Source organism: Rathayibacter sp. AY1A3, from assembly GCF_002930975.1.
Taxonomy (GTDB): domain Bacteria; phylum Actinomycetota; class Actinomycetes; order Actinomycetales; family Microbacteriaceae; genus Rathayibacter.
Genome location: NZ_PSTO01000033.1, coordinates 1 through 18390, shown reverse-complemented (window position 1 = coordinate 18390; position 18390 = coordinate 1). Strand labels below are relative to the sequence as shown.

Here is an 18390-nt window from a genome sequence, read left to right as displayed (position 1 = left end):
CGGCGGAGCGGGGCGGCGCTGCGGGATGCGGGCCGGCGGCCGTCCGGGTGCCGGCCGCGTGCACCCCGGACGGCCGCCCGCCGCATCAGAAGTCCTCGCGCCGCTCCTGCTCGGCCTCGGCGGCCGGCTCGAGCGCGGCGAGATCCCCGAGCGCGAGGCGCAGCTGGCGCAGCAGCCACTCCTCGGTCAGCGCACCCGCGTCGAGCGCGTCCAGCCGGCGGAGGCGCTCGGCGGCCGACCCGGTGAGGTCGGCGGGCGTCCCCGCGCTCATGCGCCGTACCCCGCTCCGCGGAGCAGGCGGCGCAGGTCGACGAGCTGCTGCTCGTCCACGTCCTTGTGGTGCGGCCGGTGGAGGGTCTCGGTCGTCGAGCCGACCGTCACCGAGAAGGCGCCGTCGTGCTTCTCGTGGACGGTGCCGACGGCCTCGAGCAGCGTCAGCACGTCCGCCCAGAGGACGTTGTGGCTCGGCGAGTCCTCGAGCAGCCGCTCGAGGGTGTCTCGCTGGTTCGAGTGGAGGTGGCGGGTGTCGATCATGAACGGCCCTTCGGTGTCTGCGCACGCGCCCCGGTGGCGGTGCTCGGCGTCGCGTCCGACGGTAGGCGCGCGGGTGGAGCCGGTGCGCGAGTCGGATGACTCGAAGAGCGGACGCCGCGGGGCGGCCCCGCGAGAGGTACGGTCCCCGCGAGAGGTGCGGCCGTGAATCCGGAGCCGGGCGACCGCCTCGACGAGGAGGACCCTCCCCGCACGCCCGCGCTGCCCGAGGCCGCCGTCTCCGCCGCGTCGCTCCCCGACCGGCCGGCCGCGTTCCTCAACGCCCTGCTGACCGAGCACTTCGTGCTGGAGTCGGCGCGCGGCATCACCGTGACGGAGTCGAGCAGCCGCGCCTCGCTCTACCTGACGATGCTCTCCAGCTCGCTCGTGGCCTTCGGCTTCCTCGCCCCGACCCGGTACGCGATGGGGTTCCTCGCGGTGATCATCCCGGTCGTCGTGCTGCTGGGGGTGTTCACCTACGAGCGGCTGGTGCAGACCTCGATGGAGGACATCGCCGCGCTGACGGCCATCCAGCGCATCCGTCGCTACTACGGGACCCTGCTGCCGGGCGCGGGCGCCTACTTCGCGGTGCCGCGCGGCCGCCACGCGCCGAACGAGCTGCTCGAGATCGGCCGGCGGCAGAGCTGGCGGGGCATCTTCTTCACGATGTCCTCGGCGATCGCGGTGGTCAACTCGATCGTGGCGGGCGCCGGAGTCGCGCTCGCGCTGACGCAGAGCGGCGCGGACGAGGTCCCCGCGATCGCGTGCGGGATGGCGGCCGCCATCGTCCTCGCGGTGCTGCACGGGGTGTACCAGTTCCACCGCTACCGGCAGATGCGGTTGCGGATCGCCGAGGCGGAAGCGCTGGACGGGGTCGAGAGGGGGTGACGGGGCGGGGTCCGGTCGGCGAGGTCCGGAGCTGACGAACGCCGATCAGGCGCGGCGTCGGCCGCCGGCTGGTCAGCGGGCTCCGACCTGCTCCCGCGACTGCTCGAGAGTTGTCGCACTCGACGCCCAGTGCGACAACTCCTGGACTCTCGTGGCGATCGCTCCTGGGCGGGCCGCCGCGACCATCCAGAAGTAGCCGTCGTCGGTCGCGAGCACGGCGACTTCTGGCTGCACACCGCCTGCGGACGTGCGCAGGGAGCCGGCGGCCGGCGACTGTCCAGGAGTTGTCGCAGTCGATGCCGAGTGCGACAACTCCTGGACTCTCGCGAAAGTCCTGCGCTCTCGCGGAGGCGCGCGGCTCAGCCCCGCTCGGCGCGCTCGGCGAGGAGGTACTGCCAGTCGCGCGGCACGCGGTCCTTCGGCCCCGGGGTGGTCTGGCTCGCCGGGTGGCTCTGCGGGTCGGCCAGGGCGGGGCCGTCGGCGTAGTCGTCGGTCCGGTAGTCCCAGAACCAGTCCTCGCCGGGCTCGAAGCTGCGGATGACCGCGTGGCCCGTCGAGTGGTAGTGGGCCGTCGCGTGGCGGTTCAGCGAGTCGTCGCAGCAGCCGATGTGCCCGCAGAGCGCGCAGCGGCGCAGGTGCAGCCACCACGAGCCGGACTGCTCGCACTCGACGCAGCCGGGACCGCTCGGCGGGACGGAGGGGTCGATCATCTGCTGCGACGTCATGCGCTCAGCATGCGCCTCCCGCGGCGGCAGGCACCAGGTCGGATGACTCGATCCTGCGGCTCCGTCACGCGCTCCGGGCGTCCTCGAGGCTGAGGAGCGCGTCGCGGAGCCCGGCCCGCGAGGTCACCCCGAGCTTGGGGAAGATCCGGTACAGGTGCCCGCTGACGGTGCGGGGCGAGACGAAGAGCTGCTGGGCGATCTGCTTGTTCGACAGGCCGGCAGCGGCCAGGGAGACCACGCGCCGCTCCTGCTCGCTGAGGTCGGCGGCGACCGGCGCCTCCCCCGCTCCGCCCGCCGCCCGCAGCTCGTGCTGGGCGCGGGCGAGCCAGAGCTCGGCCCCCACCGCGGCGAACCCCGCGGCGGCCTGGCGGAACCGGGTGCGCGCCTCCAGCGGGCGCATCCGGCGGCGCAGCCACTCGCCGTGGCAGAGCTGGACGCGCGCCCGCTCGAACGGCCACTCCTCGGAGGCCGGGTCGAGGGAGCGCTCGAAGAGGGCGCCCGCGCCGCCGGTCTGATCGAGGACCGCGGTCGCCGCGAGGGCGAGCATCCGCCCGCGGGGAGCGAGGGGCCGCGCGGCGAGGTCCGCCGCGGCCGCCGCCAGCTCGGCGCAGTGCTCGGGCAGGCGGAGGCGCGAGGCGGCCTCGGCTGCGTCGAGGAGCTCCAGCGGATCGCCGCCGGCGCGGGAGGAGGAGCGGGCGTGCGCCTCCTCGAAACGGCCGCCGCCGAGGTCGAGCGAGCACAGGGCGTGATCGGCGGCGCGCGCGACCGACGCCGCTCCGTGCCGCAGCGCCCAGGCCGTCGCGCGCTCGGCGCACTCGAGGGTGCGTGCCCGGTCGCCCTGCACGGCGTGGACCCGGGCGCGAGTCGCGTCGATCAGCGCGCGCACGGCGGGCAGGTCGTCGGCGCGGGCGGCCGCGCGATCGAGGTCGGCCGAGGCGTCGTCGAGGCGACCGCCGTCGAGGGCGGTGGTGCCGCGGCGGAGGAGGGCGAGGGCGCCGGGCAGGCCGTCCGCCTCCTCCCCGCCGTCGAGGAGCCCGGCGAGGCGGTCGCGGCGATCGTCCGAGACCTCGAGCAGCGACCAGGCGAGATGCAGCGCGACCGTCTTCCACGGGTCGCCCGTGACCACGGAGTCCTCGGCGAGCCGCAGGCGACCCTCCCACTCCTCGTCCGGGACCGACCGCACGCAGGCCTCCACCAGGCGCAGGACGGGATCGAGGGGGTGCTCCTCGCCGACGGCGAGCGCCTCCTGCCACCACGCGGGATCGCCGCGGAGCGTGCAGGCGATGTGGAGGACGGTCGCCAGCAGGTCGACGGCGGCGTGAGGGGCGATGCGGTCGGCGGAGAGGCTGCCGGCGTCGTCGCGGGAGGCGTCGGTCTCGGCGGGAGCGACACCGCCGACTGGAGAGGCACCACCGACAGGAGAGGCACCGCCGGCGAGCGAGGCACCACCGACTCCCGCGCCCCCACGCCCCACCCGAGCGCCGAGCCCCCGGAGGGCCGCGCGGCGGACCCCGCCCACGTCCCCCGCGCGGAGCAGCGCATCGGCCAGCCGCGCCGCCTCGACGCCGGCCCCGGGAACCCCGCCGTCCTCCCGCGAGCGCTCGACCACCCGCTCGAGGGCCGCCGCGTCGCCGGTGAAGGCCGCGACGGCGGCCGCGCGCGCCTCGAGCTCCTCCTGAGCAGCACCGCGCGCACTCGAGCGCGCCTCGGCGAGGAGGAGCAGCGCCTCCTGCGGCCGACCCGCGCGGAGTCGCTCCTCCGCCGCGTCCCTCAGCAGCCGCGCCCGCTCCTCCGGCCCGGCGGCGTCGTCCGCCACGAGCAGCAGGCGGAGGTGCGGGGCCGACTCCGGGCGCTCGGCGAGCCGCCTCCGTGCCGCCCGCAGCGCTCGGGGCGTCGCCGTCGAGAGCACCACCGCTCGGACCACCGGGTCGCGGAACGCACGGCCGCCCGCCGTCAGGATCCCCGCCTGCACCAGGGCGCTGTCCCCGTCTCCGAGGGCCGACCCGATGCTCTCCGGGAACTCGGCGCCCGCCACCGCGGCGACCAGGAGCGCCTCCCGGCTCGGCTCCGACAGCGGAGCCAGCAGATCGAGCACCCGGGTCTCGGCCTGCTCGAATCGCGGGTAGACCGGGAAGGGCGAGGGAGCGTCCTCGTCGGCCCAGGCCCGCCCGAGGACGTCGAGGAGCAGCGGATTCCCCTCCGCGACCCGCAGCAGGCGCGCCTCGACGGCGAGCGGCCGCCGGCCGCCGTGGGCGCGCAGGAAGCCGCGGGCCGCCTCCGCGTCGAGGGGCTCCGTGCGACGGTGCCGGAGGCCCTCCCAGCCGGCGAGGACGCGGCGGTCGCCGGTGGCGAGGAGGCAGGCGGCGCCGACCTCGTCGACCAGCCGGGTCACCAGGGCCTGGAGGGTCTCGCGGGCGGCGACGTCGAACCGCTCCCAGTCGTCGACGACGATCAGGAAGCCGGGGTCGCAGGGTGAGGCGGAGGAGTCGCGCACCCTCTGCAGACGGCCGATCAGCGTGGCGAACAGCGCGAGCGAGGACGCGCCGATCACGGCGTCGCCCCGGTCCGGCCGCACCTCCACGACCTCGCAGCCGGCGGCGCGAGCGGTGGCCGCGGCGGAGCGCAGCATGTGCGTCCGGCCCGAGCCGATCCCGCCCTCGACCACCAGGAGCCGCTCCCGCGCGGGCGACGCCGAGCTCAGCATCCGGACCACCACGTCCTCGGGGGCGCTCGGGTGCGCGGGCGGCGAGGAGAGTGCACTGATCGTCATCGCGACTCCTGAGGGACGGGTTCCGAGGACCCCATGCTGACCGCCGGGCGCGGGCGCGCTCTCCTCCCTCTGTCGGAACCCTCCGGAGCGCTCCCTCTGTCGAACCCTCCCGAGCGCCCGGCCCCCGGTCGGCGCCGGGCAGGAGGCGCAGCAGGGCAGTGGGCCCCGCGAGCGCCCGACGGTACTCTGTGTCCCACCGGACGACCGGTACGGCCCCACCCCCGCACGACCGCCGCTCGACCCGGCGGGTGATCCGATGGAGTCGCACGATGAGCTCTCGCAGCCCCCTCGCGGAGTTCCTCCGCGCTCGCCGGGCGGCGCTGCGGCCGGAGCAGGTCGGCGTGCCGACCGCGGGCACCCGGCGGCGGGTGCCGGGCCTGCGCCGCGAGGAGGTCGCCGACCGCGCCCGGATCAGCCGCGATTACTACCTCCGCGTCGAGCAGGGGCACGCGGTCGCCCCGTCCGACCAGGTGCTGAACGCCGTCGCCGAGGCGCTCGCCTTCGACGAGTTCGAGCGCGCCTACCTCTTCCGGCTGGCCCGGCTGCGCCCCGGCCCGCGCGATCCCGACTCCCCTCCGCCGGGCCAGGGCGTGGAGTCGCTGCTCGCCCACTGGCCGAGGACCCCGGCGTACGCGTTCGACCGCAACCTCGACGTCCTCGGCGCGAACGACCTGATGAGCCGTCTCGCCCCCGACAAGGGCGTGCCCGGCGCCAACATGCTGCTCTCCACCTCCCGCGGCTATGCGCGCGCCGTGGCGAACGGCGACCCGCCGGACCAGCTGCAGGCGTGGGGCCAGGTCTTCCGCGAGCTGATCGCCGCGCTGCGGTTCTACAGCGTCCCCGACGATCCGCGGCTGCACGAGATCGTCGGCGAGTGCTCGGTCGCGAATCCGCTGTTCCGGTCGATCTGGGCCGAGTACCAGGTCCGCCCCTTCACCCACCGGTGGATCCGCGTCCACGTCGAGCCGTTCGGCTGGCTCGACCTCGAGATGCAGACCCTGGAGGTCGCCGGCGCTCCGGGCCGGTACGTCGTGACCTACCTCGCGGCAGCGGGGACTCCGGCGGCCGCGGCCGTCGACGTCCTCGCCTCGCTGCGGCCCGCTCCGGAGACGGGCACCGCGCTGGCCGCCCCGGCCGGCGCCTGATCAGCGGCGGTGAGCCGGGCGAGCGCCTCTCGACCCGCCGCGTCACCCGCCTCGAACAGGAGCAGGAGGCGCGCGCCGTCCCGGACCAGCCGGTAGTCCATCGGAACGGAGCCGACCGCGGTGTCGAGGAACACGACCGACCCGCGTGCGTCGGCCTCCGCCCCGGCCGCCCACGAGTCCGCGAACCGGGGGCTCCTCGCCGAGAGCTCCCCGACGACCGTCAGGAACTCGCGGTCCCCCCGGTGCCGGTCGAGCGAGTCGCGGAGCATCGCCGCGACCTGGTCGGCGGCGGACCCCCAGCAGGGCAGGTCCTCGACCTCGGACGAGTCCAGGAAGGTGAAGCGGGCGATGCTCGCTCCTGGGGCGAAGGCGGGCGAGAGCGCCCGCGCGAGCGGAGTCGCGTCCAGCACGCGCAGGTGCCGGTCCAGCAGCACCGCCGCCCTCCCCGCCCACGGCAGGAGCGCCGCCTCGTGATCCTCCGCCATGTCCCCGTCCCCTCCGCGCGTCCCTCCCTCAGCGCAGCGGAGTGATCCCCTGCGTCCCGAGCGGGAAGGTCGCCAGCACCTCCTCCGGGATGTTCAGGTGCTGCGCGACCAGCGACGGCGGCAGGTGGCTCAGCCACTGGGCGAGCGACACCTCCTCGTAGCGGGAGCTCTTGAAGGTCTCGATGTAGACCAGCGTGTCGTCGCCGGTGTTCTCCACGTAATGGCCGAAGTTGCGGCGCACGACGCCCACGTCTCCGGCGTGGAAGTCGGTCGTGTTGGCATGCGGGCCGGTGTTGAAGACGGTCATCCGAGCGGATCCGCGGAGGTAGTACTGCCACTCGTCGGCGTTGGGGTGCCAGTGCAGCTCGCGCATCGAGCCGGGCTCGACGGTCGTCAGTGCGGCCGAGACCGTGCGCGAGGCCGGGAAGTTCGTGCTGTCGGCGATCTGGATCCGGCCGCCGCTGTTCTGGTGCACGGGCTCGGAGCGGGAGAGCCGGAAGATCACCGCCTCGTCGCCGTCCTGCACCCCGGCCGCGGCCCGGTCGGCCTGGAGGTCGCCGGGCACGTCGCCCGGGAAGATCCAGAGGTCGTGCAGCGGGATGTCGCGGAAGACCTCCTGCGCGACGCCGAAGTTCTTCGCCAGCACGTCCGGCGGCGTGTGCGCGAACCAGTCGGTGAGCAGGAGCGTGTTGCTCTCGGACTGCTCGCCGTCGTCGAACGCGAGCACGAACTCCGCCCCGTCCGGGCCGAGGCCCTGCAGGGAGTGCGGCAGGCCGGGCGGGAAGTACCAGAGGTCCCCCTCCTGCACGTCGTCGACACTGGGCCGGCCGGTGCGGCTGAGCGTGGTGATGCGGCAGTTCCCCTTGGTCATCAGCGCCCACTCGGCGCTCTGGTGCCAGTGCAGCTCGCGGATCCCGCCGGCCTCGAGGTACATGTTCACGCCGGCGATCTCGTTCGAGATCGCGAAGTCGGCCTGCGTGAGCTCGCGCGCCCAGCCTCCCCGCTGCACCCGCCGCGGCGAGATGTTGAAGGAGGACCAGAAGAACGGCTGCGTGCTGATGTCCGTCGCGGGCGCGGCGATCTGGTTCGGGAACAGTCCCTCCAGGACGCGGTTCTGCGGGCCGGTCATCGTGTTCGCCGAGGGATCGCCCTCGGTGTTCACGATCCCCTCCTGGGGGAGGTCCGGGTCTCCGAAACCGGGGGTCTCGTGGTGCGGAGCGGTGCTGTCGTCGGGTTCCACGGCGTTCTCCCTGCTGATCGTCCTGCGCGCCTGCGCTGCTCCGATCCCACCGCTCCGGCCCGGGCGGCACCACGGTCATCCGACTCGATCCGCCCCCCGACGACCGGCCGCGCTCAGCCGCCCAGGCCCTCGAGCACGTCCCGCGAGGGCACGAAGTAGACCCCGCCGGTCGTCGCGGTCGAGAAGTCGAGGAGGCGGTCGTGCCGGCCCACGGGCACGCCGACGAACATCCGCGTCAGCATCGTCTCGATCACCGACAGGTCGGCGGCCAGGCCGAGGAAGTACGTGCCGAACTCGCCCCTGCCGGGCCGGCCGAAGGGCATGTTGTCGCGGAGGATGTCGTGCTCGGTCCCGCCGGCGTCGACCACGGTCGCGAGCCCCTTGTGCGAGAGCTGCGCCGGATCGTCCTCGCGCTCGACGTTGTCGGCCTTGCTCCGGCCGATGACCCGCTCCTGCTGCTCGGTGGTGAGCGCGTGCCAGGCCATCAGGTCGTGCAGGTACTTCTGCACGACCAGGTAGCTGCCGCCCGCGAACGCCGCGTCCTCCGCGCCGATCAGCGCGACGCGGGGCAGCGCCTCCCCGGTCGGGTTCTCGGTGCCGTCGACGAAGCCCAGCAGGTCGCGGTTGTCGAAGTAGCGGAAGCCGACCACCTCGTCGCGGACGACGACGTCCTCGCCGAGCGCGTCGAGCAGGAGGCGCTCGAACTCGAAGCAGGCGTCGTCGCGCTCCGCCCGGATGTGGAACAGGAGGTCGGTCTGCGTCGAGACGGCCGTGTGCGCCGCGCCCACCACCTCCCTGAACGGGTGCAGCTGTACGGGGCGCCCCTCCCCGCCGAAGCGGTCCCACGCGTCGCTCCCGATCCCGACCAGGCAGGAGAGGCGCAGGCCCAGGTCGCGGAAGCCGACCGCGCGGAGGATCCCGCCCACGTCGGCGACGACGTCCCGCACGCGGTCCGCGGCATCCTGCCCGCCGACGATGTCGAGCGAGAGGAAGACGGCGGACCGGCTGAGCGGAGCGACGACCGCCTGCGGCTCGATCGGGACGCGGTCCTCGACGGTCACCGGAGCACCGCCGGCCGGGGCGTCGTCGTCCTGGGCGTCGGCAGGGCCGTCGTCGTGGGCGTCGTCGTGGGCATCGCGACCTCCGATCCGCGCGCCGCGAGAGGGCGCGTCCGCCGCGATCCTGTCAGCGTCCGCGGTGCCGGTCACGAGTCATCCGACCCCACTCGGCGAGCGCGGCCGGCGGCCTCGGCACCGCCCGGGCGACCAGGTCTGGACGATCGTCGGAACATCTCCCCGCGCTCTTCAGGGAGCGCTCCCACGCCCCTATCGTGGAGCCGCTCCCCACCCTCATCTGGGGAGGCACCACCTTGGACACGACCCGGGCCGGGCTCGGGATCGACACGAGCACGGAGGTTCGAAGATGCCGTTTGTGACCACGGACGACGACGTCGAGATCTACTACAAGGACTGGGGCAGCACCGACGCGCAGCCCATCGTCTTCCACCACGGCTGGCCGCTGTCGTCCGACGACTGGGACGCGCAGATGCTGTTCTTCCACGCGCACGGCTACCGCGTCATCGCGACCGACCGCCGCGGGCACGGACGCTCGACCCAGGTCGGCACCGGACACGACATGGACCACTACGCCAGCGACGTGAACGCGGTCGTCGAGCACCTCGACCTCCGGAACGCGATCCACATCGGCCACTCCACCGGAGGCGGCCAGGTCGCGCGCTACGTCGCGAAGTACGGCGAGCCCCAGGGCCGAGTGGCCAAGGCCGTCCTCGTCTCGTCGGTCCCGCCGCTGATGGTGCAGACGGAGGCGAACCCCGAGGGCACGCCGATCTCGGTGTTCGACGGCTTCCGCGACGCTCTCGCGGCGAACCGCGCCGAGTTCTACCAGGCCGTGGCCTCCGGGCCCTTCTACGGCTTCAACCGCGAGGGCGTCGAGCTCTCGCAGCCCGTGGTCGACAACTGGTGGCGCCAGGGCATGACCGGATCCGCGCTCGCGCACTACGAGGGCATCAAGGCCTTCTCGGAGACGGACCAGACCGAGGACCTGAAGGCGATCACCGTCCCCGTCCTCGTCACCCAGGGCGACGACGACCAGGTCGTCCCCTACAAGGACGCCGCGCTCAAGCAGCACGAGCTGCTGCAGAACTCGACGCTCAAGATCTACGAGGGCTACCCGCACGGCATGCTGACCGTCCACGCCGACGTCATCAACCCCGACCTGCTGGCCTTCATCCAGGAGTAGCGCGGCACGCTCGCAGGCGCGTCCCGGCCGTTCTGGGGCGCGTCTGCGCGTCTGCGCTCGAACGGGGGCCGGGTGCCCCTGCGAGCGGAGTCCGGCCTCAGGCGTCGGCGCCCGCGTCCCTCCCGAGCACCGCGGCGAGCTCGCCCCGCCCGCCGATCCCGAGCTTGCGGTACGCCGCGTACAGGTGCGCGCCGACCGTGCGCGGCGAGAGGAACAGGTTCTGCGCGATCGCGCGGTTCGACAGCCCCGTGCTCGCGAGAGCGCAGATGCGCAGCTCCTGCGGGGTCAGCGTGGCAGCGGCCGGCGACGGCGCGTCCGCGATCCTCCCTCCGGCGGCCCGGAGCGCGTCACGGGCCCGATCGGCCCAGGCGTGGATCGGCAGCTCCTCGAGCATCGCCAGTGCCTCGCGGAGGAGGGGCCGCGCCTCCGCCGCCCGACCGGCCCGGTGCAGCCCGTCGCCCACGAGCAGCAGCGCCCGCGCCCGCACGTACGGGAGCGGCGGCGGAGTCCGGCGGAGCAGCCCGGCCGCGGCGTCCGGCGCTCTGTCGGCGAGCGCCACGGCGATCTGCGCGTACCGGAGGGCCGCCTCGATCATCGGCTGGTGCCAGCGCTCGAAGAGCGATTCCAGCCTCGCGGCGTGCAGGCGCACGACTCCGACGTCCCCGATCGCGAGAGCCGCGTCGACGAGATCGGGCGTGGTCAGGATCGCGAAGCCGGGGTTCAGGGAGTCGTCGTCCCTGTCGAGGAGGGGCAGGAGCTCCGGCACGGCGTCGCCCGGTCGCGACTCGAGGACCGCCACCGCCGCTCGCGATCCGCGGAGCGTCGCCCGCATCACGCTCGAGCAGAGGACGGCCGCGCCGATCGCGCTGCCGGCGCTGATCGCCTCGGGATCGGGCGCGACGCCCTCCATCGCGTCGAACCAGGCCAGGCAGGCCCGGGACGCGGTCTCGAAGCCGACGTCCCCCAGGTCGCTCCCGAGGACGAGCGCCTCCTCGGCGAAGGAGCGGGCGCGCGAGATGCGGCCGGCGAGCGACGTGGTCATCGAGGCGGCGAGGAGCGCCTGCGGGAGGATCCGGATGTCGCCGCGCGCGCGCAGCCCGGTGATCGCCGCCTCCAGGAGCTCCCGGGCGACCTCGACCTCGCCCGCCGTGTTCAGCGCGTAGCCGAGCCACCACGCCTCCTCCGGACCGCTCGCCCCGCCGGCCGCCGCGAGCGCCCGGCGGACGACCTCGTCGCCGCGGGCGATCGGCTCGGTGACCGCCGCGAGCAGGACGGCGCGCGGGTCGGAGTCGTCGAGGGCGAGCGCGCGCACCGCCTGGATCATCGGCTCGCCCGGCGACGCCTCTCGGTTGTGGTCCCAGGCGATGGCGGCGAGGTGCAGGAGCGCGGCGGTCGCGGCGTCGACGGCTCCGTGGCTCTGCAGCGCGGTCACCGCGGCGAGCGCGGGCGAGAGGTCTCCCCGCGAGAGGGCCGTGCGCCCGGTCGGCAGCGTCTCGCGCGTCCAGGCGGCACGGGCGGTGAGCACCGGATCGACGGTCTCGCCCACCGCGCGGTGCACGAGCAGCGCCGCCTCCGCGGTCCGGCCGGCGAGTCCGGAGTACTCGGCCGCGTCGATCAGGCGCGAGACGCGCAGCGGCCCGGCGGGGGTCAGCTCCGCCGCCCGCTCCATCGCCTGAGCCGCCAGGACGACGTCGCCCGTCGCGAGGCCTGACGCCGCGAGACCGGCGAGCTCCTCGCCGACCGGCCCGTCCGAGCCGGTCGCGAGCTCCGACCGCCACCAGAGCGTCCGGCTCGGGTCGTCGCGGTGCTCCTGGACGAGCGTGCGGAGCACGGCCGCGCGCTCGGAGGGGCGGCTCACGCTCGTCACAGCGGACTGCACGAGAGGGTGCCGGAAGCGGAGTCCGCTCCCCGGCGTCCAGCTGAGCAGCGACGCGGCGACGGCCCGGTCGATCCAGGAGGGGTCGGGGTGGCGGCCGATCGCCAGGTTCGCCAGCCGGCTCGCCTCCTCCGCCGTCGCGACGTCGCCCAGCGCCACGGCCAGCACGGCGAGCCGCGAGGGCTGGTCGAGCTCCGCGAAGCGCTCGGCGAAGGCCGACTCGAGGCGTCCGGTCACCGCGCGGTCCTCCGCCTCGTCGGCGGACGGGTCGCGCCCGGTCAGCTCCACCAGGGCGAGGGGATTCCCGCGGGCCAGGTCGAGCAGAGCGCGCCGGGCGGCGCCGCGAGGAGGATGCGGGAGCGTGTCGAGGAGAGCGGCCGAGTCGGCGGCCGACAGCGGCCCGAGGTGGAGGTGCTCGAGGCCGGAGTCCTCCTCGGGCCGGTCCCTCGTGGTCATCACGACGACGACGCGGTCCTCGCCGATGCGCCGGGCGAGCATCCGCAGCGCCCACGCCGACTCCGGGTCGATCCGGTGCAGGTCCTCGACGACGACCAGCAGGGGCCGATCGGCGGCGGCGTCGCTCAGGAGGGTCAGGGCCGACAGGCCGGCCAGGAGCGGCGTCGGCTGCACTCCCTCCGCCAGGTGGAAGGCGACGCGGAGCGCGTCCCGCTGCGGCAGGGGCAGGCCGTCGAGGCCCGGGCGGAGCGGGTGCAGGAGGAGCTGCAGCGCCGCGTACTGGTCGCCCGACTCCGCTGCGGAGCCCGCGGTGCGCAGCACCCGCACGTCGCGTGCGCGGGCGTAGGCGACGACCTCCTCGACCAGGGTGGTCTTGCCGACCCCGGCGTCCCCGTCGACGACGAGCGCCGACCCGTGGACGGCGATGCCGTCGACCATCAGACGGAGCCGCGCGAGCTCCGATCCCCGACCGACGACGAGCGCGTCCCGCTTCACGCGTCGAGTATCGCACCCTCGCGCAGACACTCCTCGACCCGGTGGCGGGCCCGGATGAAATCGATCGCGGCGGCCGCGGTGCTGCCGGGGGCGCCGAAGAAGGAGGTCAGGAAGTGGTCGCCTCCGTGCACCTCCAGGGTCTGCCAGCGGAAGGCGATGAAGCCGAAGGGATCGACGCGCACCGGGGACGAGCCCTCGCGGAGCGGATACGCCTCCTGGCTCGCCCAGACGCGGCGGAAGACCCGCGAGCGGCCCCCGAGCGAGGCGACCAGGACCCGCAGACGCGGGTCCGCCGGATCGGAGTGGAAGCGGAGGGCAGCGGTCATCACGGCGATCGTGCGGTCCCAGTCCTCGTGCCGCTCGGCGTCGGTCTCGAGCGCCGCGGCGTCGACGACGGCCTCGATCATGTTGGTCCCCTGCTCGCAGGCCAGGGGGAGGAACAGGCGGCCGAGCTCGTTCACGGCCACGAGGTCCTGGTAGCGGTCGACCACGTAGGCGGGCGTCGTGGTCCAGGACGAGACCATGCTCGTCAGGCTGCCGACCTGCGCCGGGGTCGGCCCGGCCTGCGCCCAGCCCGGCGAGCGGCGCGGCGCGGCGTGCCCGCCGAGCCGGAAGAGGTAGTCCCGCCCGTCCGCGTCGAGACGGAACGCCCGGGCCAGAGCGTCCAGGACCTGCGCCGAGGGGCGGCGGTCCTTGCCCTGCTCGAGCCGCAGGTAGTAGTCCGGGCTGATCCCCGCGAGCACGGCGACCTCCTGGCGGCGCAGCCCGCTGACGCGGCGCCTGCCGTCGGCGCCCAGGCCGACCTCGTCGGGGCGCAACCGGTCGCGGTGCCCCCGGAGGTAGGCGCCGAGCCGTGCGGTGTCCGTGTCCACGATCCCGCCCTTCTCTCCCTTCGAGGCTAGGGAGACGGCGGGCCCGGCTCCACGCGACGCCGACCTAGATCCGCGGCGGGAGTACCTAGATCGGCGGGGCGTGCTTCCGGGTGGGGGCGGTGCGCGGCGGGGTGCGGAGGAGCGCACCGGCACGCGGCGCACCCCTCCGCGATCAGGCGACTCCGCGGTCAGCTCAGCTCCGCCGCGGCGTCGGCGATGACCCGCGCGACCTCCTCCGGGTGCGAGCGCATCACCAGGTGCGGCGCGTCGAGCTCGACGACCGAGCGCACGCCCGCCCGCCGGTAGCCGAACCGCTCGACGTCCGGATTGATCGTCCGGTCCGCGGCCGCGACGACGCCCCAGCTCGGCCGGGTCCGCCAGGCGGCGACGGGAGCGGCCTCACCGAAGGCCAGAGCGGCGAGCGGGCGCTGGCCGACCGCGAGCACGGCCGCCTCGGCCGGATCGATCCCGGCCGCGAACACCTCCGGGAACGCCGGCACCGCGACCGACACGTCCGTGCCCGGCTCCGCTCCGTCGATCGGGAACGGGGTGTAGACGAGGTTCGCCGGCAGGTCGGAGTCGGGGAAGGCGCCCTGCAGCTGCCCCAGGCTCTCCCCCTCCTCGAGCGCGTAGGCCGCGAGGTAGACGAGGCCGACCACGTTCTCGGCGGCGCCCGCCACCGTGATCACGGCGCCGCCGTAGGAGTGGCCCGCCAGCAGGACCGGCCCGTCGAGCTGCTCCACGAAGGAGCGTACGTACTCCGCGTCGCCCAGCAGGCTGCGGTTCGGCACGGCCGGGACGCGCACGGCGTGGCCGGCGTCGAGCAGGATCCGCGTGACCGGGGCGAAGCTCGCGGCGTCGGCGAACGCTCCGTGGACGAGGACGATGGTGGGTGCGGGCATGGGGTGTCCTTCCGGTCGGGCTGCGGTCCGGCAGCCGGCTGCGCAGCCGATCCGGACCCGGGCCGAACCTAGGACGGCGGACGGCGCGCGTCGTGACCCCGCGACTCCCCTGCCGACCGGGCGGCCGCCTGTCGCCCGCCCGAGGACACGCTCCAGCGCTCGTCCCGCCCGCTCACGGCGGGCCCGGCCCGCTGCAGCGTCCGCGTCCTGGTCCCGGCGGGGTCACCCTTCGACGGCTGGACCGTCCGGGATCGCGGCGCGGTCGGCCGGCGGCCTCTCCGGCCGGCTCGCCGGCGACAGCGGCGGAGAGGCTCGCGGCCTCCTGCGGCCCGAGACCCGGGCCGCGGCGTGTCAGCTCGCGAACTCCTCCGGCCAGCCCAGCGCGGCCAGCGACCGGCGCACGCGCTCGATGTCCTCCTCCGAGGGCAGCTCCGAGGTCACTCCGGCGATCGCGGTGCCGACGTCCGCGCGGGAGGCGGGCGCGTCGGCGGCGAGACCGGCGGCCACCTCGGCCACCTCCTCGTCGCTCAGACGGCGGCGGAGGAGCGCCAGCAGCGGCACGAAGTCCTGCTCGGGCAGCCCGGCCGGATAGCCGGCGCGCAGCCAGCGGACGATGCGCGCGACCAGGCCCTCGCGGGTGTCCGGCTCGGCCAGCGACTCCGCGCCCGCCAGCGGCCAGCCCGCGCTCGCGAGCCGCGAGGAGACGCGGGCGACGTCCTCGGGCATCGCCGGTCCGAGCAGCAGCTGCTCGATCCGCTCGCGCACGACGGCCCGTGAGACGACCGTCTCGGCCCGCTCCGACTCCGACAGGAGCCGCGCGACGACCTGCTCGACCTCGTCCGTCGTGAGGCTGCGGCGCAGCAGGCCCAGCAGCGGCAGGTAGTCCTGCTCCGGCACGCCGGACGGGTAGCCCGCGCGCAGCCAGTCGACCACGCGGGCGACGATCCCCTCCCGCGCCGCGATCGGATCGGTCGAGGCCATGCTCAGCCCTTGGGCACGAAGGTCGGGATCACGTGCTCGAAGCTCACCGACTGGCCGAGGCCCGTCGCGATGATGACGCTCAGGCCGATCACGACGGAGCCGACGACGAGGGCGAAGCAGAGCACGCCGATCCCGCGCAGCACCGGGGCGGGCAGACCGCTCCGGACCGCGGGGGCGTCCGACCCGCCCGAGGCGGGAGCACCGGCGGCGACGGCGAAGGAGCGGACGCCGACGGCGAAGAGCACGGGCAGGCCCGCTCCGAGGAGCACGGCGACGAGGGCCACCTGGCCGGCGGCGGAGAGGAAGAGGGAGAGCACGGTGCGGATCCTTTCGCTCAGACGCCGGCGGTCTCGGGCGCGGGGCGTGCCGCCGCGTCCTGCCACTCGTCGTTGACGTTGTGCGCACCGATGCTGTCGCGGCGCGAGCGGATGTAGATGAGGGAGGCGACGGCGACGAGGATCGCGGCCATCAGGAGGCCGCCGGCCGCGCCTCCGACGAGGTGGCCGATCCACCACATCACGGCGCCGACGAGAGCGGCGGCCGGGAGCGTGATGACCCACGCGATCACCATGCGCAGCGCCACGCGCCAGCGCACCTGCGCTCCGGGTCGGCCGACTCCGGAGCCGAGGATCGAGCCGGTCGCGACGTGGGTGGTCGAGAGGGCGAAGCCGAGGTGGCTGGAGGCGAGGATGACCGCGGCGGACGCGCTCTCGGCGGCCATGCCCTGCGGGGTGTCGATCTCGACGAGGCCCTTGCCGACGGTGCGGATGATCCGCCAGCCGCCGATGTAGGTGCCGAGCGAGATGGCCAGCGCGCAGCTGAGCTTGACCCAGAAGGGGACCGACTCGGTGTCGCTCCAGCCGCCGGCCGCGATCAGCGCGAGCGTGATCACTCCCATGGTCTTCTGCGCGTCGTTGGTGCCGTGCGCGAGCGAGACGAGGGAGGCGCTGCCGATCTGGCCGAAGCGGAAGCCGCGGTGGAGGCTCTTCTCGGCGAGGTTGCCGATCACCCGGAAGACGAGCCAGGTGCCGATCGCCGCGACCGCTCCGGCGAGCACGGGCGACATCAGCGCCGGGAGGATCACCTTGCCGACGACGCCGTCGAGCTTCGTGCCGTCGCCGGCCCAGTTCACGCCGTTGAGGCCGAGCCCCGCGAGAGCGGAGCCGATCAGGCCGCCGAAGAGGGCGTGCGACGAGCTCGAGGGCAGGCCGAGCAGCCAGGTCAGCAGGTTCCAGACGATGCCGCCGATGAGGCCGGCCAGCACGATCAGCAGCAGAGCGGATCCGCCGTCCTCGAGCAGCGCCGGATCGGGTGCGCCCGAGGAGTCCTGGATCTTCACGACCGCGTTGGTGACGGTCAGCGCCACCTCGATGCTGAGGAACGCACCGACGAGGTTCAGCGACGCCGAGAGGGCGACGGCGGTGCGGGGCTTCAGGGCACCGGTCGCGATGGACGTGGCCATCGCGTTCGCCGTGTCATGGAAGCCGTTGGTGAAGTCGAAGGCGAGGGCCGTGACGACGACGAGCGCGAGCAGGATGAAGGGATCCACGCAGACATGATGCTCCCGCGGCGGGAGGCGTTCCGGCGTGGTCGCGAGGCTTCACCTGCTGTTCACCTCGCGGGGCACGCCCGCCCGAGTAGTCTGTGCGGATTCTCAGGCGGGCGGCGCTTCTGAGGGTGCGATCCACCCGAGCCCGCACCGGCGTGCGGCGCTCAGACGGGCGCGGTCAGGAGCCCGAGCGCGGCAGCGGCGGGGTGAGGTCCGGGGTGTGCGCGGGGTCGGAGTCGGGGGCCGGCTCCGGCTGTGCGGCGGACCCGGCCGCGGCACCGGCGTCCTCGGCGGACTCCTGATCCTCGGCGGGCTCCTGCGAGCCGGGAAGCGGCGGGGTGAGGTCGAGGGCGCCGACCGCCGGCTCGGCGGCGTGCTTCGGCGTGGTCGGGCGGTTCTCGGCCGCGGCCGCCTTCTTCGCCGCCTTCTCCTGGGTCCGCTTGAGCTTCTCGGTCTGCTCGGCCAGCTTGCGGGCCTTCTTGCGCAGCTTCTTGCTGGAGTCGCGGACCGCCTCGTGCGCCGCGCGCACCGACTTCTCGGCCTTCTTCAGCGCCTTCTTCGCGCGCTTCTGCGCCGCCTTGTCGCGTGCGTCCTTGTCCTTGCCGGTCCCGGCCATGTCCGCTCCTCCGCTCATCGACCGCTCCGGCCGACTCCCCCACGCTACCGAGCGGCACCCGCCCCGCGAACCCGCTGGCGAGCGCGCCCGGGCCGCGCTAGGCGCGCGGGCGGCGGCCGTTCTGCGCCCGTGCCGTCCTTGCTCCTCTCCCCCTCGGCCGCCGCCTCCCCCCCCTTCTCCTCGGCTCTCGCTTCAGCCCTGCGGTGCCGTTCGCGGCTGGGAGTCACGGGCGAGTGACCCCGCGACGGGCGCGGGTTCGGCAGGCTGGGGGCATGGTCTTCCAGCACGATCCCGGCGGCTACCAGGGCCGCGCCGGCCTCCGGCGTCCCGTGCGCGGGCCCAGGCGCGACAAGTGGATGTGGTGGCGCCTGGGCTCCGGAGTCGCGGCGACGGTCGCCGGTGTGATCGCCCTGCTCGTCTTCACCGCCGACCGCTGAGCACGCCCACCGGCGACCCGGCGCACCCCCGCCATTCCGGATCGAGAGCCGATCGATGCGCTCAACCGCTTGACTCCGGAGGTTTCTCTCAGGTCGGATCCGGCGGAACGCGGGTAGTTTGGAGGGTCGCATCGGCTCAGCCGTGCGAACAGCCCCACTGCCC

General features: G+C 74.7%; 19 protein-coding genes. 4 read left to right on the top strand and 15 right to left on the bottom strand.

The genetic code is table 11. The features are described 5' to 3' along the window. Positions 1-85: 85 nt before the first annotated feature. On the bottom strand, positions 86-271 hold the full coding sequence (locus C5C10_RS13860) for a hypothetical protein (protein WP_104224778.1): 186 nt from the start codon (positions 269-271) through the stop codon (positions 86-88). Further along, the gene (locus tag C5C10_RS13855; RefSeq protein ID WP_104224777.1) at positions 268-534 is read right to left on the bottom strand and encodes a hypothetical protein; all 267 of its coding nucleotides are present in this window, start codon (positions 532-534) and stop codon (positions 268-270) included. Before C5C10_RS13855 ends, C5C10_RS13860 begins: the two co-directional genes overlap by 4 nt. A 162-nt stretch (positions 535-696) precedes the next feature. Here C5C10_RS13855 and C5C10_RS13850 point away from each other — a divergent pair, with 162 nt between their 5' ends. Next, complete coding sequence (locus C5C10_RS13850; RefSeq protein WP_104329517.1) at positions 697-1419, top strand: hypothetical protein; 723 nt, start codon at positions 697-699, stop codon at positions 1417-1419. Between the two features lie 72 nt (positions 1420-1491). Here the strand turns inward: C5C10_RS13850 and C5C10_RS17920 are convergent, their stop codons facing one another. The 3 genes from C5C10_RS17920 to C5C10_RS13840 form a co-directional block, all read right to left on the bottom strand. After that, positions 1492-1635, bottom strand: a complete 144-nt coding sequence (locus tag C5C10_RS17920) for a hypothetical protein (RefSeq protein WP_181073470.1) — start codon at positions 1633-1635, stop codon at positions 1492-1494. A gap of 143 nt (positions 1636-1778) precedes the next feature. Then, a complete protein-coding gene (locus C5C10_RS13845; protein WP_104227372.1) occupies positions 1779-2144 on the bottom strand; it encodes a UBP-type zinc finger domain-containing protein in 366 nt (121 codons plus the stop codon). Positions 2145-2208: 64 nt separating this feature from the next. Then, on the bottom strand, positions 2209-4914 hold the full coding sequence (locus C5C10_RS13840) for a LuxR C-terminal-related transcriptional regulator (RefSeq protein ID WP_104329516.1): 2706 nt from the start codon (positions 4912-4914) through the stop codon (positions 2209-2211). 269 nt (positions 4915-5183) lie between these two features. Between C5C10_RS13840 and C5C10_RS13835 the strand changes: the two genes are divergently transcribed. After that, positions 5184-6059, top strand: coding sequence for a helix-turn-helix transcriptional regulator (locus C5C10_RS13835; RefSeq protein ID WP_104329515.1), 876 nt, complete (start codon positions 5184-5186; stop codon positions 6057-6059). Here the strand turns inward: C5C10_RS13835 and C5C10_RS13830 are convergent. The 3 genes from C5C10_RS13830 to C5C10_RS13820 form a co-directional block, all read right to left on the bottom strand. Further along, complete coding sequence (locus C5C10_RS13830) at positions 5951-6544, bottom strand: hypothetical protein (protein WP_104329514.1); 594 nt, start codon at positions 6542-6544, stop codon at positions 5951-5953. The two genes, C5C10_RS13835 and C5C10_RS13830, sit on opposite strands and share 109 nt — an antisense overlap. Before the next feature lie 28 nt (positions 6545-6572). After that, complete coding sequence (locus tag C5C10_RS13825; protein ID WP_258060596.1) at positions 6573-7784, bottom strand: cupin domain-containing protein; 1212 nt, start codon at positions 7782-7784, stop codon at positions 6573-6575. Between the two features lie 113 nt (positions 7785-7897). Next, positions 7898-8992 (bottom strand): Dyp-type peroxidase, encoded by a 1095-nt coding sequence (locus C5C10_RS13820; protein ID WP_308471664.1) that lies wholly within the window; start codon positions 8990-8992, stop codon positions 7898-7900. 214 nt (positions 8993-9206) lie between these two features. Between C5C10_RS13820 and C5C10_RS13815 the strand changes: the two genes are divergently transcribed. Continuing rightward, on the top strand, positions 9207-10043 hold the full coding sequence (locus C5C10_RS13815; protein ID WP_104224006.1) for an alpha/beta fold hydrolase: 837 nt from the start codon (positions 9207-9209) through the stop codon (positions 10041-10043). 97 nt (positions 10044-10140) lie between these two features. On the opposite strand, the gene C5C10_RS13810 is transcribed toward C5C10_RS13815, so the two are convergent. The 7 genes from C5C10_RS13810 to C5C10_RS13780 all read right to left on the bottom strand — a co-directional run bounded on the left by C5C10_RS13810 (position 10141) and on the right by C5C10_RS13780 (position 17790). Further along, on the bottom strand, positions 10141-12870 hold the full coding sequence (locus C5C10_RS13810) for an AAA family ATPase (RefSeq protein ID WP_104329513.1): 2730 nt from the start codon (positions 12868-12870) through the stop codon (positions 10141-10143). Further along, positions 12867-13742: a helix-turn-helix domain-containing protein gene (locus tag C5C10_RS13805; protein ID WP_181073469.1), complete on the bottom strand. Its 876-nt coding sequence runs from the start codon at positions 13740-13742 to the stop codon at positions 12867-12869. Before C5C10_RS13805 ends, C5C10_RS13810 begins: the two co-directional genes overlap by 4 nt. Before the next feature lie 188 nt (positions 13743-13930). After that, a complete protein-coding gene (locus C5C10_RS13800; RefSeq protein ID WP_104329511.1) occupies positions 13931-14644 on the bottom strand; it encodes an alpha/beta fold hydrolase in 714 nt (237 codons plus the stop codon). Between the two features lie 351 nt (positions 14645-14995). Then, positions 14996-15625 carry a DUF3349 domain-containing protein gene (locus tag C5C10_RS13795; RefSeq protein ID WP_104329510.1) on the bottom strand — a complete coding sequence of 210 codons (630 nt, stop codon included), beginning with the start codon at positions 15623-15625 and terminating at the stop codon, positions 14996-14998. A gap of 2 nt (positions 15626-15627) precedes the next feature. Beyond that, positions 15628-15942 carry a hypothetical protein gene (locus C5C10_RS13790; RefSeq protein WP_104227380.1) on the bottom strand — a complete coding sequence of 105 codons (315 nt, stop codon included), beginning with the start codon at positions 15940-15942 and terminating at the stop codon, positions 15628-15630. Between the two features lie 17 nt (positions 15943-15959). Further along, the gene (locus C5C10_RS13785) at positions 15960-17174 is read right to left on the bottom strand and encodes an inorganic phosphate transporter (RefSeq protein WP_104224012.1); all 1215 of its coding nucleotides are present in this window, start codon (positions 17172-17174) and stop codon (positions 15960-15962) included. Between the two features lie 178 nt (positions 17175-17352). After that, positions 17353-17790 (bottom strand): hypothetical protein, encoded by a 438-nt coding sequence (locus C5C10_RS13780; RefSeq protein WP_104329509.1) that lies wholly within the window; start codon positions 17788-17790, stop codon positions 17353-17355. Between the two features lie 272 nt (positions 17791-18062). Here C5C10_RS13780 and C5C10_RS17915 point away from each other — a divergent pair, with 272 nt between their 5' ends. After that, positions 18063-18227 (top strand): hypothetical protein, encoded by a 165-nt coding sequence (locus tag C5C10_RS17915; protein WP_159940529.1) that lies wholly within the window; start codon positions 18063-18065, stop codon positions 18225-18227. The last annotated feature ends 163 nt before the right edge of the window (positions 18228-18390 follow it).